The sequence below is a fragment of the Prosthecobacter sp. genome (assembly GCF_044222565.1).
Classification (GTDB): Bacteria; Verrucomicrobiota; Verrucomicrobiia; order Verrucomicrobiales; family Verrucomicrobiaceae; genus Prosthecobacter.
Map to the genome: position 1 here is coordinate 18,438 of NZ_JBGANA010000007.1, position 18,070 is coordinate 36,507.

General features: G+C 62.3%; 7 protein-coding genes. 2 read left to right on the plus strand and 5 right to left on the minus strand.

Annotated features, from left to right (window positions below):
* The first annotated feature begins 8 nt into the window (after positions 1–8).
* Positions 9–11,579, plus strand: a complete 11,571-nt coding sequence (locus tag ACILSR_RS11880) for a filamentous haemagglutinin family protein (RefSeq protein ID WP_395749991.1) — start codon at positions 9–11, stop codon at positions 11,577–11,579.
* Positions 11,580–11,605: 26 nt separating this feature from the next.
* The gene (locus ACILSR_RS11885) at positions 11,606–13,360 is read left to right on the plus strand and encodes a hypothetical protein (protein ID WP_395749992.1); all 1,755 of its coding nucleotides are present in this window, start codon (positions 11,606–11,608) and stop codon (positions 13,358–13,360) included.
* A 10-nt stretch (positions 13,361–13,370) separates the two neighbouring features.
* Here the strand turns inward: ACILSR_RS11885 and bcp are convergent, their stop codons facing one another.
* The 5 genes from bcp to ACILSR_RS11910 form a co-directional block, all read right to left on the minus strand.
* Positions 13,371–13,841, minus strand: a complete 471-nt coding sequence (gene bcp, locus ACILSR_RS11890; RefSeq protein ID WP_395749993.1) for a thioredoxin-dependent thiol peroxidase — start codon at positions 13,839–13,841, stop codon at positions 13,371–13,373.
* Positions 13,807–14,043: a hypothetical protein gene (locus ACILSR_RS11895; RefSeq protein ID WP_395749994.1), complete on the minus strand. Its 237-nt coding sequence runs from the start codon at positions 14,041–14,043 to the stop codon at positions 13,807–13,809. The genes bcp and ACILSR_RS11895 overlap by 35 nt, the downstream gene beginning before the upstream one ends.
* A 297-nt stretch (positions 14,044–14,340) precedes the next feature.
* Positions 14,341–14,913: a DUF4112 domain-containing protein gene (locus ACILSR_RS11900; protein ID WP_395749995.1), complete on the minus strand. Its 573-nt coding sequence runs from the start codon at positions 14,911–14,913 to the stop codon at positions 14,341–14,343.
* A gap of 203 nt (positions 14,914–15,116) precedes the next feature.
* On the minus strand, positions 15,117–16,967 hold the full coding sequence (gene rho / locus ACILSR_RS11905) for a transcription termination factor Rho (protein WP_395749996.1): 1,851 nt from the start codon (positions 16,965–16,967) through the stop codon (positions 15,117–15,119).
* A gap of 20 nt (positions 16,968–16,987) precedes the next feature.
* Entirely contained in the window at positions 16,988–17,737 is a 750-nt protein-coding gene (locus ACILSR_RS11910; RefSeq protein WP_395749997.1) for a YebC/PmpR family DNA-binding transcriptional regulator, read from the minus strand.
* Between the last annotated feature and the right edge of the window lie 333 nt (positions 17,738–18,070).

Consider the following 18,070-nt stretch of genomic DNA (forward strand, 5'->3'; position numbering starts at 1 on the left):
GACCTTTCATGCCTTTGATTTCACCCCGTCCTCGCCGTCTTGTCTTTGGCGAATTTTCTTTTGCTCACCGCGTTTTGGCGGTGGTGGCCGCTGTCTCGTTCCTGCCCGGTCCGGTGCCGGTGGCGCTGGCGGTGGATGTGCTGCGGCACGGATTCGGCGCACCAGCCGGCACCGCGCAGGCGCAAACGGACGCGGGCGCCAGCGGAGCCACAGGTGCGGAGGCCGCGGCCGTGGCACGGGTGCACGCCCAGGATATTCTGGCGCGCAACACCCAGGCCGTGCTGGCCGTGCAGGCCATGCAGGATGCCGCACGTGCTCTCGCCATCAGCGGGGCGAACAATTTAGGCGCCAATCCCAACGTGCCCGGCGCCACGCTGCCCAATGTGCCGGATGGTCTTGGCACCGGCGGTCTGCAGATCATCGGCACCCCGCAGGGGGCCGACGCTCCCACCCAGTCCGTCACCGGCGGCCAGACCACAGTCAACATCGTGCAGCACGATCAGCAGGCATTCATTGACTGGCAGACCTTCAACATCGGCAAAAACACCACGCTGAATTTTGATCAAAGCGCCGGCGGTGCCAACGTCGGCCAGTGGATCGCCTTCAATCGAGTCACCGATCCCACCGGCAATCCCACGCAAATCCTCGGCTCCATCACCGCGCAGGGCCAGGTCTATGTCATCAATCAGAACGGCATCATCTTTGGCGGCTCCAGCCAGGTGGACGTGCACACGATGGTGGCCACCTCCCTGCCTATCAATGACGATCTGGTCGATCGGGGTTTGCTGAATCCTCTGGATGTGCAGTTCCTTTTCTCCGCGCTGGATCAGCCCGCCGGTGCCAAGGGGTCTCCTGAAATGAAGCCGCCAGCGGTCCTGACTCCCAGCGGCAACGTTGGCGACGTCACCGTGCAGGCCGGTGCCAGACTGAGCAGCCCCACCACCGCAGACCACGTGGGCGGCCGCATCGCTCTCATCGGCGCAAACGTCACCAACAACGGCAGCATCTCCACCCCGGACGGTCAGACCATCCTCGCCGCTGGCCTGCAGGTGGGTTTTGCCGCCCACAGCAGCAGCGATCCCAGCCTGCGCGGCCTGGATGTTTACGTCGGAGCCGTCGGCACCTATGCCGGCACCGCCATCAACAACGGCCTCATCGATGTACCACGTGGCAATGTGACCATGACGGGCAGGGACGTGCAGCAGGACGGAGCCATCACCAGCACCACCTCCGTGGCGCTGAATGGACGCATAGATCTGAACGCCTCATACGATGCCGTGGCGAACACCGGCTATGACCCCATCCGGTTTCCGGACAGTCCTACTTTTCTCTACCAATCCAGCGGAACGCTGAGCCTGGGCGCGGGTTCCGTTTCGCAGATTCTGCCGGAGTGGGCTTCCACGGAGACCATTGTGGGTACACAGCTTGCGCTCGTTTCGCAGGTCAACATGACCGGCCAGGCGGTCTATCTCGGCAACAATGCCACCGTCCTCGCGCCGAATGCGCAGGTTGTCGTGAACGCGGGCATCTGGAGCTATGTGGGCACATCCTCTCCGCCTGCGTCCACCTTTGTCAATACTGGCGGTCAGATCTACATTGACTCCGGAGCCACAATCAGCGTGGCCGGTTCCACCGATGTCTCCGTGCCCGTTTCCCAGTACCTGCTCACCGTCCAGCTTCGAAGCAATGAACTGGCCGACTCTCCGCTGCAGCGCAACGGCGCTTTGCGCAATCAGACCGTCACCGTCGATCTTCGTGAGACCGGCACCTACAATGGCAAGGTGTGGTATGGCACGCCACTCGCGGATCTGACCGGCTATGTCGGCATCATCCAGCGCACCGTGGCGGAGCTTACCACCGCGGGCGGCGGTATCTCGTTCTCCTCCGGAGGTTCCATCGTTGTGCAATCCTCGGCAACTCTGGACGTCTCCGGCGGCTGGGTCAACTACCAGGGCAGCACCGTGCAGACCACCCAGCTCCTCTCCGACGGCCAGATCATCAACATCGCGGACGCCACGCCGGAAAAAGTGTATTCTGGCATCTACACCGGCTCCACCACCACCACACAGACCGCCTGGAGCAGCAGCAGCACCTCCACCTCCCAGTTTGGCCAGAGCACTTATCAGGATCCCGGTGGCATTCAGGGCGCTGCGGCAGGTGCCATCACTTTCACTACTCCGGCACTCGCCCTCGACGGCTCCCTGTTCGGCACCACCGTCTCCGGCTCGCGCCAGCGCGATGCTCTGCCGGAGGCTGCCTCGCTCACCGTCAATCTCCAGGCGGAAGCTGCTTCGGGCGGCAGTTTCACCTTTACCTATCCTGCTGGCACCACGGTGTTTCTCCGCTCCGGCGCCACGCAGGCTGCGGCAGACCCCTTTGCTGCGGACCCCACGGGGAATTACGCCCTGCGTGCCGATCGCGCCTCCACGATCAATCTCTCACCCGATCTGGTTTCCACCTACGGCTTCGGCCACCTCACTGTCCAGAACGTGAACGGTCGCATCGTCGTGCCTGCAGCCTCCGTTCTTACTACCGCGCCACAGGGTTCCGTCACACTCACGGCTGCGGGCATCGATCTTGACGGCAGCATTATCTCCAGAGGAGGCAGCATCTCGCTCACAGCTTACGATATCGACCCCTCCGCCTCCGGTTTCGCTTCGGAGCCTGCGGCTGATCTCACCCGCGGGGATGTGCGCATTGGCGCTACTGCCGTGCTCAATACCAGCGGCCTCATCGTCGATGAACGCGCCAGCGCAGGTCTGAATCTCCCGCTGGTCACCGCCGGCGGCAGCATCTCCATCAAGGCCATGACCGTCACCCTGGCCGCAGGGGGTGTGCTGGATGTGTCAGGCGGCGTGCGCGTCGCCTCCAATTCCGCAATCACCTATGGCAATGCCGGCGGCATCGCCATCACCTCAGGTCAGGACGTCAGGCTTACAGGTGTGCTTGGCGGAGGTCTCTCACTCGGCTCCATCATGCGGGGTTTTTCGGGTGCTGGCGGTGGCAGCCTCAGTCTGCAGGCGCCCGCCATCCAGGTGGGGGGCACCACTTCAGACTCCAGCACGCTCCTGCTGGCGCCGGAGTTCTTCAGCCAGGGCGGCTTCAGTTCCTTTTCCATGACGGGTCTTGGGCAGACCACCTCCACCGTCGGCGTCTTTTCTCCGGCGGTCTTCATCGCACCGGGCACCAGCATTCAGCCTGTGGTGCAAAGCTGGGTCGCCGTGCTCAATTCGCAGGGGCAGGGTGTCACCTTGACTCCCCAGACTCTGGTGGAAGGCGTGCGCAGCACCGCAAGGCTGTCTTTTTCTGCGCACTCGGTTCTCGATGACATTGCAAGCGTGCTGCTGATCCGCGGCGAGATCATCATGGGCGCTGGCGCGCAGATCCAGACCGATGCGCTCGGCTCCGTGAGCTTCAGTGCCGATGCGGTCGCCCTGGCTGGCTCCGTCATCGCTCCTGGCGGTTCCATCACCGTCAAAGGTGCGGACAAGTATCCCTCCTTTGAGACTCTTCCCACCTCGTCCTTCTTCACCGTGGATCTCATGCCCGGCAGCCTGCTCTCCACTGCGGGTGAGCGGCTGCTGCTGCCCAATGCCTTTGGTCTGAGCCAGGGCTCCGTGCTTGCCGGAGGCACCATCAATGTCAGTGGCAACGTCCTCGCGGAAGCCGGCGCTGTCTTGGATGCCTCCGGCGCCAGCGGCATGCTTGACCTCACACTTGCCGAGGCAGGGCAGGTGACTGGCGCTTCCTACGCCTCCCCCTCCAGCGGTCTCACCACACCTTTGTTCAATGGCACCCTCACCGTTCCGGTTCGCGTGGACAGCAATGGCGGCTCCATCACATTCAAAGGCGGTGAAATGCTGTTTGTGGATGCAACGCTCAGCGCTCGAAGCGGCGGCGTCACCGCCGAGGGTGGCTCGCTTTCGTTGTCATCCGGGCGCTTCTACCTGCCCGGTGCTTCGGCGGTTCCGGAGGACGTTACCATGATGGTTACGCAAAACACACCCTCCGCTCCGGTGCCTGTTTATAGCACCGGTGGCAACGCCCTCGGTCAGTTCGCCACAGCGGCAGGCGGTGGTGCCGCTGCTCAGCTCGGCCACTTCCAGGCAGACAGTTTCCAGAACGGCGGCTTTGATTCGCTCACGCTCTCCGGCACCGTGCAATTCTCCGGACCGGTGACGCTGACCGCGGCCTCCAGCCTGCGCATCGCCACCAGCGGCGTTTTCAGTGCCGATGCAGCCGTGAACCTGACGGCGCCCTACATCTATCTCGGCCAGGACTTCCGTGCTCCCATGCAGTCCGGTCAGATCGAGGCGCAGCCCTTCACTTTGGCCGGTCAGCCCTACTACATCCCGCCGACGAGCGGCACGGGCAGTCTTAACGTCACCGCCAGCACCATCGACATCGGCATCCTGACCTTGCAAAACACCGGAGCCGCCAGCTTCACCGCCTCCAATGGGGACATCCGAGGAGACGGCACCTTTGTCGTTGCCGGAAATCTTAGCATGACTGCCGGGCAGATCTATACCCCCACCGCCTCAGTCTTCACTCTGGCATCCTACGGCGGCTCCATCACCTTTGCTGCCTCCGGTTTGCGCAGCCTGCCGCTCTCAGCCGGCGGCACCATCAATGTCTATGCCTCCACCATTAATCAGGGCGGCACCCTTGTCGCTCCGGCGGGCATCATCAATCTCGGCTGGGATGGCACCGGTGCCAGTCCGCAGGAGGCGATCACAGGCGCGGGCATCGTGTCTGGCCGTTCGGTTCCCATCACTTCAAGCCTGAACTTCCTTTCCGGCAGCCGCACCTCCGTCTCGCAGATCGATCCCATCACAGGCCTCGGCGTCAGCATCCCTTACGGCTACAGCAGCGATGGCTCCTCGTGGATCGATCCGCTCGGCCAGGACATCACTGGCGGTGGTCTGCCAGCCAAGGCTATCAATACCTCCGCCACCACCATCGTCGCGCAGTCTGGCTCCACCATGGATCTCCGCGGCGGCGGCGATCTCTATGCTTACCGCTGGGTCAGCGGCACCGGCGGCACCGTGGACATTCTTGACGACAGCGGCGCATTTGCCGTCCTGCCGGGCTATGACTTCAACTACGCGCCTTTCGGTGCGTTCAACAGCACCACCAGCTCGGTGAACCTCGCCTCCGGTGTGTCTGGCTATAGCAACAGCGCCCTCAGCGTGGGGGATCGCGTCTATCTCAATGGCGGCAGCGGCTTGCAGGCGGGCTACTACACCCTGCTTCCGGCCCGTTACGCCCTTCTCACGGGCGCCTTTCTGGTGACACCGAAAACGGGAGAGCCGCTGGGTTCAGTTCTGCAGCCCGGAGGTGCTTCGCTGGTCTCCGGCTACAGCTACAATGCCTTGAATTCCACACGTCAGCAGCCGCTGCTCTACTCCAGCTTTGAAGTGGCCCCGTCTGCCGTGACGCGCGTGCGCGCTGAGTATGATGACTTTTTTGCCAACACCTTCCTGCATGACCGCGCCGTCGCGCTGAACATCACCATCCCGCGTCTTCCTCTCGATGCCGGCCGCCTGGTGCTGGAAGCCGTCAGCAGCATGACTTTCCTGGGCCAGATCCAGGGTTCCGCCGCCACCGGCGGTCGCGGTGCCTCGGTGGACATCAGCAGCCCCTCGGACATCCTGATCGCCTCTGCCGGTACCAGTGCTGCGCCCGGAGTGCTGGTGCTCGATGCCACGCAGCTGAGCGGCTTTGCGGCCGAGAGCCTTCTGATCGGCGGCCAGCGCACGACCACCACTGCAGGCACCACCCTTGCCGTCCGCACCAACAACATCACCGTCGCCAATTCCGCAGCGTCCGCCCTGGCGATGCCTGAGATCATCCTCGCCGCCAACAGCGCCCTCACCATCAATCCCGGGGCGGTGATCACCCAGACTGGTGCGATGGCGTCCACGGCGGACACCCTGCTCATCGGAAATTCCGCCTCCTCTGGCAGCGGTAATGGCACCCTCCTCCGCGTTTCCTCGGACGCCTCCGCTCAGATGCTCCGTCTTGGCGTCGTCGCTTCGACTGCCGGTCCCACTCTGAGCGTTGGCGCAGGCGCCAGCATCACTGGGACCAGCATCACGCTCGACTCCTCCAGCGCCTTGAGCGTGGACACCGCCGCCGCTCTCTCCGGCCAGATCCTCAACATCGACAGCGGCAGGATCAGCGTGCAGCTGGACAATCCCGGCACGCTGCAGCCCACCCCGGGCTTCGTCATCGCGGGTTCCGTGCTGGCCAGTCTTCAGGGGGCGCAGTCCCTCTCGCTGCTCAGCTATTCCTCCATTGATCTCTACGGCACCGGCCAGCTCGGCACCGCCAGCATGACCTCCCTCGCCCTGCATGCGGGTGAAATCCGTGGCTTCAACAACAACGCCGGCACGGTGACGCTCGCCGCCAAGAGCGTGCTTCTGGACAACTACGCATCTGGCACTGTGCCGGGAGCCACCGCCAGCTCTGGCGGCACTCTGGCTGTCTCTGCCGGCACGCTCCGCCTCGGTGTGAACACCCTTCAGGTGGACAACTTCGTCGGGCTGGCCGTCACCGCCACCAATGGCATCCTCGCCCAGGGCACCGGCGCGCTGCAGGTGCAGGGCTCCTTTGCCGCCACCACCCCGGTCATCGCGGGAGATGCGTTTGCTTCTCAAGCCATCACCTCCACCGGCGCCATGACGCTGCAGTCCAGCGCCGCTTCCGCCACTCCTGTGGTCAGTGGTCTGGGAGCCACGCTCGCCCTCACGGGCTCATCCATCACCGCAGGCACGGAGATCGATGCCCGCAGCGGCCAGCTCACTCTCACCGCCACCACCGGAGATCTTAATGTCACAGGCACACTCAATGTCAGCGGCACCGCCCAGACCTTCTATGACCAGGTCAAATACACCGACGCAGGACGCATCGACCTCAATGCGACCCTCGGCTCCGTGAATTTGCAGCCCGGTGGCGTCATCAACATCGCCGCGGATGCCTCGCTGCTCGGTGGCAATGCCGGCACGCTGGGTGTTTCCACTCCTGCTGGCACATTCGCCGTTCCTACGCCGGCCCCCGGCAGTCTGCTGCCGCAGGGACAGCTCATCAGCTTCGCCGGGGCAGGGGGGCATACGGGCTCGTTCATCCTCACCGCAGGCGCGCTGCCTTCTCTGAGCACCCTGAACGCCACGCTCAACGCCGCCAACATCAGCTACTCCCGCAGCATCCGCGTGCTCACTGGCAACGTGACCGTGGACGGCACCGCCACCTCTTCCATCTTCAATCTCTCTGCCGACCAGGGAGACATCACGGTGACTGGATTGATCGATGCCTCCGGCGTCACCGGCGGCCAGGTCACGCTCCAGGCCACCGGCAGCGTCATTCTTGCCAGCGGATCTCGCATCACTGCCGCAGCACAGCAGTTCGACAACGCAGGCAAAGGCGGCAACATTTCCCTGATGGCCGGATCCGAGCGCAACGGCGTGGCCAGCACCACTGCAGTGCTTGATCTGCGGGCCGGATCGCAGATCGATCTCTCCGTTGCGGGCAACATTCCCAGAACCACCCTCACGGGCGTCTCAGCTGGTGTGTCCACCAATGTGCCGGCCAATCTCGGTGGCTTTGACACCATCACCTCCACCGTCTCCGGCACCGTCACTCTCACCAATGGAGGCACCATTGCCCTCGTGGCCAACAAGGCCGTCAGCATCATCGGCGCGAAGTCCTTCACGCTTAACAGCACTGGCAATGTCTCCTTTGCAGGCAGCTCCGCCTGGGGTCTTTACACTGGCACGCTCCAGCTCCGCGCGCCTCAGGTGGCCGCCTCCAACAACCTTCAGATGAACCCCATCAATGCGGAGATCACCGGCGCATCCGTCATCACCGCGGAAGGTTACAAGATTTACACGCCTGCTGGCGGCACGCTCAACGCCGCCGCCCTGACTGCCATCACCACCAATGGCAACACCTTTGCCGCGAACACCACCAACATTACGAACACCCTGTTTGCTGCGAATGGAAACGCGGCTGCGCTGAAGTCCATCTTCTACCTCCTGCCCGGCGCGGAAGTTATCAATACCTCGGGAGATCTCACCCTCGGCCTCACCAACGTCAGCCCCACCAGCGGCGACTGGAATCTCGGCGCCTCCACCGCGCGCTTCGGCACGCTCAAAGTTCCTGGCATCCTGACCCTGCGCGCCTCCGGAAATCTCATCTTCTTCAACAGCCTCAGCGACGGCTTCACCTCCGGCCTCTACACCGCCCCGCTCAGCGCGCTCAACACCGCGCTGCCCACCAATCTCCAGTCCTGGTCCTACCGCCTCACCGCAGGTGCAGACTTCACTGCGGCGGATTATCACCAGGTGCAGGCGGCGCCCGTCGCAGGCTCTGGCTCGCTACTTCTCGGGCGCAATGCCGCATCTCCCGCCTCCTCTGGCACCGGCACCAGCGGAACTGCCACCACCATTTCCGTGGTCAATCCCACCGCCACCAGTACCACGAACAGGTTTCAGGTCATCCGCACCGGCACTGGCAGCATCGACATCTCCACCGCTCGCGATGTGAAATTCCTCAACGTTTTCTCCGGCATCTACACCGTGGGTGCCCAGGTCGCCGATCCTACTCTGGGCGGAACCTTCTCGGTGCCCGTCCCCGACTTGAACGTCTTCTCCTACAGCGGCCCGCTCGGCACCATCCAGGAGTCTCCCTCCTATCCAGCCCAGTACAGCATGGGCGGTGGCAATGTCACCATCTCCGCTAAAAACGACGTCATCCAGCAGACCCGCACGACCACAGCGCTTACCGGTCTCACGGATGCCACCCTGATTCCTGACTCAAGCCGCCAGATGCCCACGAACTGGCTCTTCCGCCGCGGCGCAGTAGATCCCTCCACCGGAAAATTCGCCAACTCCGTCTTCAATGACACCGCCTCGACTTCCTGGTGGACCGATTTCAGCAACTTCTTCATGAACATCGGCGCTCTCGGCGGTGGCAACGTCACTGTCTCCGCGGGCCGTGATGTCAGCAATGTGGATGCCGTGGTGCCCACAAACGCGCGCATGCAGGGCAAGGATACCACAGGCGCCAACATCGCGCCCAATGCCGCGAATATGATTGAACTTGGCGGTGGTGATCTCGTCATCCACACCGGGCGCAATCTCGATGGCGGTGTCTATTACGTCGAGCGCGGCAAAGGCACCCTTGATGTCGGCGGCTCCATCATCACCAACAAGACTCGTTCTCCTTCGCTGGGTATCGTGGGTCCCAGCGGTCTGACCAATCCCTCCTACACCAATGATCAGACATGGCTGCCCACCACGCTTTTCGTCGGCAAGAGCAGTTTCACCGTCAAGGCTCGCGGGGATGTTCTGCTTGGGCCGGTCGCCAACGCCTTCCTGCTTCCGCAGGGGTACAGCAACACCTTCTGGTACAAGACCTACTTCTCCACCTATGCAGCGGACAGCAGCGTGGACGTGGCCTCGCTGGCGGGCAGTGTCACCTGGCGCAGCAGCGTCACCCTGCCCACCAATAACATCGCCGGTACCGCCATTCCCACCCTGCGTGCCTGGTATCAGGATGAGCTGCTTCTGAGTGCCACTGGTGGTGCCAACAACAGGCAGACCGCCTCCTTCTATCAGCCCTGGCTCAGGCTGGCGGAGACCAGCATGCAGCCTTTCAACACCGCCTTCAGCCTCCTCCCTGGCACGCTGCGCGTGACCGCATTTACCGGCGGCCTCAACATCGTGGGGAGCCTGAACCTCTCGCCTGCGGCGCAGGGCACTCTGGAGCTGCTTTCTGCCAGGGACATCGTCGGCCTCAATCCCACCGGCACAGCCAATATCAGCGGCGCTCCCAATACCGTCGTTTGGTCCGCTGGCAGGATCAATCTTTCGGACGCCAATCCTGCGGCCATTCCGGGCATCACCAGTCCCTTCGCCTTCCAGAATCTCTCCGGTGTGGGCAACTCGGAGTCCGACACCACCATCAACAACTTCCTCTCCTCGCTGGACAATCTCTTTAACGAAACGGGATCCACCACCGGCACTGCCGCCGTGCTCCAGACCAAGCAGGCGCTCCACGATGCCGATCTCCTTCATGCGGGCGATCTCTCTCCCGTCCGTATCTATTCCAAAACCGGCTCCATCAGCGGCTTCACGCTTTATGCACCCAAAGCCACCCGGGTCATCGGCGGTCTCGATGTCGCGGACATCGCCTTGTATCTCCAAAACCTCAGCTCCAACGATCTCTCCGTCGTTTCCGCTGGTCGCGACATCATTGCTTACGACAACGTCACCACCCAGCGCGTGCTCTCCCGCAGCACTGGCAATCTCCTCAGTCAAAGCGAGGTCACTCAGGCAGGTGACATTCAGATCAGCGGCCCGGGTACCCTCGAAGTGCTCGCCGGGCGTAATCTCGATCTTGGCGTAGGTTCCAACAACTCCAACGGCACCGGCGTGGGTATCACCAGCATCGGCAACGGCCGCAATCCTTATCTGCCCTTTGCCGGTGCGGATGTCTATGCCGCCGCGGGCCTTGGCAAGGCTGCTGTGGGCATCAATGGCACCAGTGCTGACTTCGCCTCCTTCATCGCCACCTTTGGCAGCGGCCCGCTGGGCGCGCGCTACCTTGCCGAACTGGCGGAAAGCCTGGGTGTTTCCTCCATCGATCTGAACAACCCCGCCCTCACCGCCGAGCAGCGCGACCGTCTGGCGCTCGCTCTCTTCTACATTGTCCTTCGCGATGCTGGCCGTGATTACAACAACCCCGACAGCCCGAATTTCCGCTCCTACGACAACGGTTTCCAGGCCATCGCCAAGCTCTTCCCCACCTCCTCTCCGGGCACCATCCTCACCCAGGCGCGGGACATCCGCACCAAGAGCGGCGGAGACATCACCCTCTTTGCCACCGGCGGCGCACTCACCCTTTCCCCCACCGCCATCGGCCAGCAGCTCGCACCTCCCGGCATCATCACTGAGGCGGGCGGGAACATCTCTGTCTTCACCGACAAGAGTGTGGACATCGGCATCTCCCGTATCTTCACCCTCAAAGGCGGCGACATCACCATCTGGTCCTCCAAGGGAGACATCGCCGCGGGCTCCTCCGCCAAAACCGTGCAGTCCGCGCCGCCTACACGAGTCATCATCGATCCGCAGAGCGCCAATGTGAATCTCGACCTCGCCGGTCTCGCGACGGGTGGTGGCATCGGTGCCCTTGCCACGGTGGGCATCTCCAAGCCGTCCAACATCGACCTCATCGCCCCGGTCGGCGCGGTGGATGCCGGTGACGCTGGCATTCGTGCCACGGGCAATCTGAACATCGCCGCCACCGTGGTGCTCAATGCCAGCAACATCCAGGTCTCAGGTTCCAGCTCCGGCACGCCTGCCGCAGCCGCCGTCTCCTCGCCAAACATCGGCGGTCTTTCCAGCGCCGCCTCTGCCGGTGCCGCCACCAGCACGGCCGCCACGCAGCAGCAGGCACAGCAACAGCAGCAACAGTCCCAGCAGAACGAAACTCCCTCCATCATCACCGTCGAAGTGCTCGGCTATGGTGGTGGCGGCGGCGACGACGAGAAGCGCAAGAGCAATCAGCCTGGCGAATAAGCACCACAAAGATTTATTGATATCCCATGGCCTTCCAATTCAATCCCGAGAGCCAGGCAGCCGTGCCGAAGATGGCCCCGCCGCGTGAGCGGATCGGCTGGTTCAGCATCAGCTTCATCGGCATCTTCGGGCTGCTGCTGGTCCTCTTCATTGCATGGAAGCCGCTGTCCGGTGCTGCGAAGGCTGCCTGGGCGCGCCACCATGTGAAGGAGGCTCAGGCCGCGATCTCGGGCAATGACCTCGTGGGAGCGGTGCCCCACATCCGAGACGCCTGCGCTTGGGCGCCGCAGGATGTCGAAGTCATCCGTGTGGTGATCGACTACCTCAAGATTACCAAGTCAGATCCTTCCACCCTCGCGCAGCAGCTCAAGCTTCTCGCTGAAAAGCAGCCCCTCACACCGGATGAGGTCGTTCTCCTCGGCAGGAGCCTCATCGCCGTTCGCAAGACCGCAGAAGCACGAACTCTCTACGAAAAAATGGTCCCTGGCGGCGGCTCTTCCCCCGCCTCTCTGGAACTGCTCTCCGAGTTGCTGGACGCAGAAGGGCACACGGCTGAATCCGCGGAAATTATGCGCCGTTCCTCACAGCTCAAGACGAACACCCCGGAGGCGCGTCTCCAGCTCGCTGTTGAGGACAGAAACCACATCTTCCCCGAAGTCCGCCAGCAGGCTCGCGCGGAACTGTGGAATCTCGCGGAACTCGACACCGTGGTGGGGCTGGCCGCGGCGGATCGCCTTGTCGTCGATCCCGATTTGAACATTCCCGAAGCCCGGCGGCTGCTCGAGATCGTCGAGCACCATCCGCTGAAAAAGCTCCCAGACCGCCTCCGCGTCCTCTCCGCCCTCATGCGTCTGGAGCCTGAACGGCGCAGCGCCATCCTCGATGAAGAGGCCGCCCGCTACCGCAGCGACGACAAGGGCAATTTGATCGACCTCGCCCACTGGCTCGCGCAGGAAAAGGAGTACACGCGCCTGCTGGAAATCGTCCCGCCCAATCTCGCCGCCACCTCCCGCTCGCTCTATGTCAGCATGCTTGAGGCCCTCTACGGCCAGCAGCGCTGGCAGGAGTTGAAGGATCTGCTGAAGCAAAAGCGCCCGCCTGTTTCTGACACCCTCGCAGCCATCTGGATGGCCGATGTCGAAAGTCGTCTGCAACCCGATCTGTCCGAATCACGGCGCCTTCTCACCGCCGCCATCGAGGTCGCCTCCGCCAAGCTCAACGGCGACGAACTCTATGCCGCAGGCCTGCTTTCCGAGCGCCTGGGACTGCATGACCTTTCGCTCAGGGCCTACAGTTCCCTGGCCCCGCTCGTTCCCGAAAAAGAGATCATGTTTTTGCAGAAAGCTTATGAGCAGGCCCAGCTGCAAAAAGACGGCAAAGCCCTTCTCGTGATCGCCCGCAAGCTTCATGACCTCCGCCCCAGCAGCGCCGCCTTTGCCGAGCGTTACGACTACCTCCGCCTCATCCTCGGTGTGGAGATCGAGACCGTCACTCTGGCCACCGCGCACACGGCCTCCGCGGAGGAAACCAACGCTCTTGACCACATCTCCCCGGAGCTGCTGCGCGCGCTCGCCGCCTATCGTCTTGGCGACAACGACAGCGTCAAAGCTCAGTTGCACACCCTGCCGGATACCAAGGGGCTCTCCGCAGGTCAGCGTGCGGTCATCGCGGGTCTCCTGGCACAATCAGGCGGTGTCGCCCGCGCCTACCAGATCGCCGAGAAGGTGCCTGAACTGCTGCTGCTGGATGAGGAGAAGTCGTTTTTGAACCGGGCGAAGTGAGTGAGTGAGGCTACAGCAGCGCCAGCACTGCTTCCAGATGCTCGTCGGATTTCACCTTTTCCAGGATCGCTGAAATCTTCCCATCCTTGCCGATCACAAACGTGCTGCGCTCCGTGCCCATGTACTTCCGGCCATACAGGCTCTTCTCCACCCACACACCGTAAGCGTTGACGATTTTCTGATCCTCATCGGCGATCAGAGGGAAGGGGAGTTCATACTTTTGAATGAACTTCGCATGCTTCTTCACGGGGTCGATGCTCACACCCAACACCAGCGCCTTCTTGGAAATTTCCTTCCAGCCATCGCGCAGCCCGCAGGCCTGCTTCGTGCAGCCCGGCGTGTCGTCCTTCGGGTAAAAATACAGCACCACATTCTTTCCCCGCAGCTCGCTCAGAGTGACGCTGTCTCCGGCCTTGTAGCTGCCGCCAATGACGGGAGCAGTGAAGTCAGGGGCGGGGGAGTGCAGGGTTGGTTTGCTCATGGTCTTTGACGATCTTTTCCAGCATCGGGCCGAGGCTGTCATTGCGGAGGGTGTTGCCGCCTTCCAAATAAATCAAGACGCCGTTGTTGGAGGTTGAGGAGATCTTCGTTGTCCATGTCCGCGCTTCAGTGACCCAGCGCACCTCACAATGCCATTCCGCCACCGGATGACTTGGATCCTTGTTCGTCGCGTTCCGGATCATCCGGCAGAGTGACTGGATCCTCCCTTGATCTTGGATGCTGAAGGAGACTTGGCCAGGTCGAGACTGTTGGTGTGAGCACCTTGGATTTCGATGCGGGTGACATCGGTCGAGTTCAATTGATGGAACAAGCGCGTCTCCTCATTCCTGTGTGGCAGATCAATAAACAGGACATACGACAAGACTGCCGAGAGAACTGCGAACATGATCGCTGCGTTTCTAGCAGACAGGCGGTTGATGTTTGTGGTTGTGCCAGGCAGAGGTGGGGACATACAGACAGAAGACGAATCCCTCACACGATCACCGCAGCCCCAGCGCATGCATCACAGCTTGGTAGGCCGTGACAAACAGCCATGCATACACCATCCAGGCAACCATGACGAAACCCACGACCATCGCGGCCAGCAGGATCAGCCCCAGATAAAAGTGGAATGTGCTGCGGTGTACCTTGTCCTTGTGCCCGGCCTGCCATTCGGTGAGCAGCCGCAGATTGCGCGAGTTTGATTTGAAGAACACGGATGCAAACGCGCCCGCCCCTGGGACGAGGCCGATGATGAAATTAATGCCCATGTTCAGCGCCATGCGCAAAAACACGTGGATGGGAATGCCGCTGCGCAGCGCATCCAGCAGAATGATGAAGCCCGCCCCTGAGGCCACCGTGTCTCCCACCGCAGGGATCAGCGCCAGGATGGGGTCCAGCCCAAAGCGCACATCCGTCCCCGGCACACGCATCAGTTCATCCAGATACTTCGTGAGAATCCGCGCCGCCGCATTGTCCACCGGGTCCTTGCTCCCCGCCAGCTTCGCCGCGATGGGGTTGATCTGAGGAGGCAGCACTTCGTCCACCTTGATGTCTTTCGTCGGCGCAGGCATCCGGTACTGGATACCCTGACGCTGAAAGTGGCAACTTCGTAATGCCGGACGCCGGATGCAAAACGCCGCCGGGTTTGTAACTCATCCTCGATCCCACGGCACTCAACATTCGGCTCTTGCTGCCTTTACCCCGTCCAACACTGAACGCGGGAGAAAGAGCAAAAAGACGGCTTTGTGAAGCGGGAAGAGAAAGCAGCGCCAGCCTACGACTTGTTCGGCAGATCCACCAGCATCTGAGCATTGCTCGGGTACCGCTCCAGCAGGGAGATCACGCGCTGGATCGCCTCCACCGGCTTGTGACCGGCCAGACCGCGGCGCAGCATGTGGATCTTGTCCAGCTGGAAGGACTGCAGCAGCAGTTCTTCACGGCGGGTGCCCGATTTGAAAATGTTCACCGCAGGGTAGATGTACTGCTCCGCGATCTTGCGGTCCAGCACCAGCTCCATGTTGCCCGTGCCTTTGAACTCCTGGAAGATGATGTCGTCCTGGCGGCCGCCGGTTTCCACCAGAGCGGTGCCCAGGATGGTCAGGGAGCCTGCCGTGCGTGTGTTGCGCGCAGCGGCAAACAGACGCCGCGGAATTTCCAGAGCACCAATCGCCAGACCGCCGCTGCCAGTGCTGCCGCCTTTCATGGAGTTGTTGAAAGCACGGGCCATGCGCGTGATCGAGTCCATCAGCATGAAGACGTGCTCACCGCACTCGACGAGGCGCTTGGCGCGCTCGATGGCAAAGGTGGAGATGCGGGTGTGGCTCTTCACATCCTGGTCATTGTTGCTGGCGTAGATCTCGGCCTGCGGCAGCGCGCGCTTAAACTCGGTGACTTCTTCGGGGCGCTCGTCCACCAGCAGAATCATGAGGTGAGTTCCGGGGTGGTTGGTCAGCACCGCTTCGGCGATGTGCTGCATGATGGTCGTCTTGCCTGCACGAGGCGGCGCCACGATGAGTCCGCGCTGACCGCGGCCCACCGGCGTCATCATGTCGATCACACGCGTGGTCAGGCGCTCCTTCGTCGTCTCAAGCTGGTAGCGCTTGTTCGGATTGACGGCCTTCAGTTCTTCAAAGAGAGGCAGCTCACGCATGGCCAGCGGGTTGCGGCCATTGACCTCCGTCACTTCAGTGATCTGCGGTCCGCGTGCGCCTTTGCACTGCACACCCACCACCTGCATGCCTTCACGCAGGCCGTATTTGCGAATGAACTCCGGCGCGATGAACGCATCCTGCGGATGCTGCGCGAATGACATCTCACGACGGCGCAGGAAGCCATAGCCTTTGGGAGACATTTCCAGAATGCCATTCGCCGGTTCTGGCGGGCCCAGCGGCAGCGGCGGCTCCGGTTCGTAATGATGGCCGCCCTGTCCCTGGCTTTGCGGCTGGGCATCGCGGTCACGGTTATCACGATCACGATTGTCGCGGTCACGGTGTCCACCGCCATTCGGCTGGTAGGGCGCACCGCCCTGGCCTGAGCGGCGCTGAGCATCGCGCTCGGCACGGCGCTGCTTCCAGCGCTCAAACTTCGCTTTGCGGCGTTCCTTCGCCGTCATCGGGCGCGGCTGGCCGTTCTCACCGATCACGGTGTAGCGTGGCAGTCCGCTGGGCTCGGTGCTGGCGGTGGTTTCAGGGCCTTCTGCTTCATCCTCGCCCTCTCCATCTTCTTCACCGGCATCGCCCGGAGGCGTGCTCGCAGCCTCGGCGGGCGCAGGAACTGCAGCCGCCTTTTCAGGCACGGGTGCGGCAGCTTCCACGGCCGGAGCCGGAGCGGGTGCAGGCTCCGCCGCAGCAGAAGCAGGCGCTTCGGCAGAGGTCAGGGCCAGTTCGGGAGTGTCATCGTCAGCTGCTTTTTTCTTCGCCGTCTTGCGCACTGCTTTGGCTTTGGCTGGCGGAGCGGCTTCTTCAGCCTTCACTTCCACCACTTCCTCGGCGGGTTCAGCCTTGGCTTTGGGGGTCTTTTTGGCAGCCACTTTTTTCGGGGCTGCTTTTTTGACCGCTGCTTTTTTGGCCGGGGCTTTGCGCTTGGTTTTCGGGGCTTCTAGCTCGGCTAGGGTATCTTCAGACATAAACAAAAAAGGGAAGGGGATTAATCGAGCTGGTCCGCGATCGCGTCGTCGATTTCAAAATTGGCGTGGATGTTGTTGGCGTCGTCGTAGTCGTCCAGGATGTCATACAGGCGGACGAGCGACTTCGCGGTTTCCACATCGCTGATGGTCACGGTGGTCTGCGGCTGGTAGATGAGCTTTTGGGAGCGCGAGGTGAAACCCTTTTCGCGCAGCGCACCGTTCACCTGAAAGAGCTGGTCTGTGGCAGTGTAAACGACCCAGTCGTCTCCGTCTTCCACCACGTCCTCCGCACCGCCGTCCAGCGCGGCCTCCATGATCTGGTCTTCGGTGGCGGCGTTCTTTTCCAGACGGATCTCTCCACGGCGTGCAAACATGTAGGCCACGCTGCCGGAGTCAGCCAGGGTGCCGTTGTTCTTGCCCAGCAGCACGCGGATGTCGTTGAAACTGCGGTTGCGGTTGTCCGTGACGATTTCGATCATCATGGCCACTCCGCCGGGGGCGTAGGCCTCGTAGAGCACTTCTTCGATCTGTGCTCCGCCGAGCTCGCCCGTGCCTTTTTTGACGGCACGGTCGATGTTGTCATTCGGCATGTTTGCGGCGCGCGCCGCCAGGATGGCGCTACGCAGGCGGGCGTTCATGTCGGGGCTGCCGCCGCCATGCTTTGCCGCCAGGGTGATTTCCTTCGCCAGTTTGCTGAAGGCATTGCCGCGCTTGGCATCTGTGATCGCCTTGCCACGCTTGATTTTGGACCATTTATTGTGGCCTGCCATGATGTGAGAACGATGTCAGTTGAAATGCAGCGGACCGGTGCGGCCATGACAATGACGGCGGCCATCCGTGCGGTGTGGTTTGGGGAAATGTAGGGGGGAGAGAAGCGGCATTGCCGCGGTGAGTCTCTGCAGGAATGACGGCCACGCAGCGAGTGCGGAGTCGCGTTTCATCAGCGCCAGGGCTGGGGAAACTTCGGCAATCCTGCCGGGAACAACACCAAGTGTTCACCAAGTTGAGAGAACTTGGAACGGCGTGAATAGTGCTGGATGCCGGGCCATCATGCAAGGGGTTTTTCACCGGCCGATTCAAGAATGCCATAATAAGGACGTATT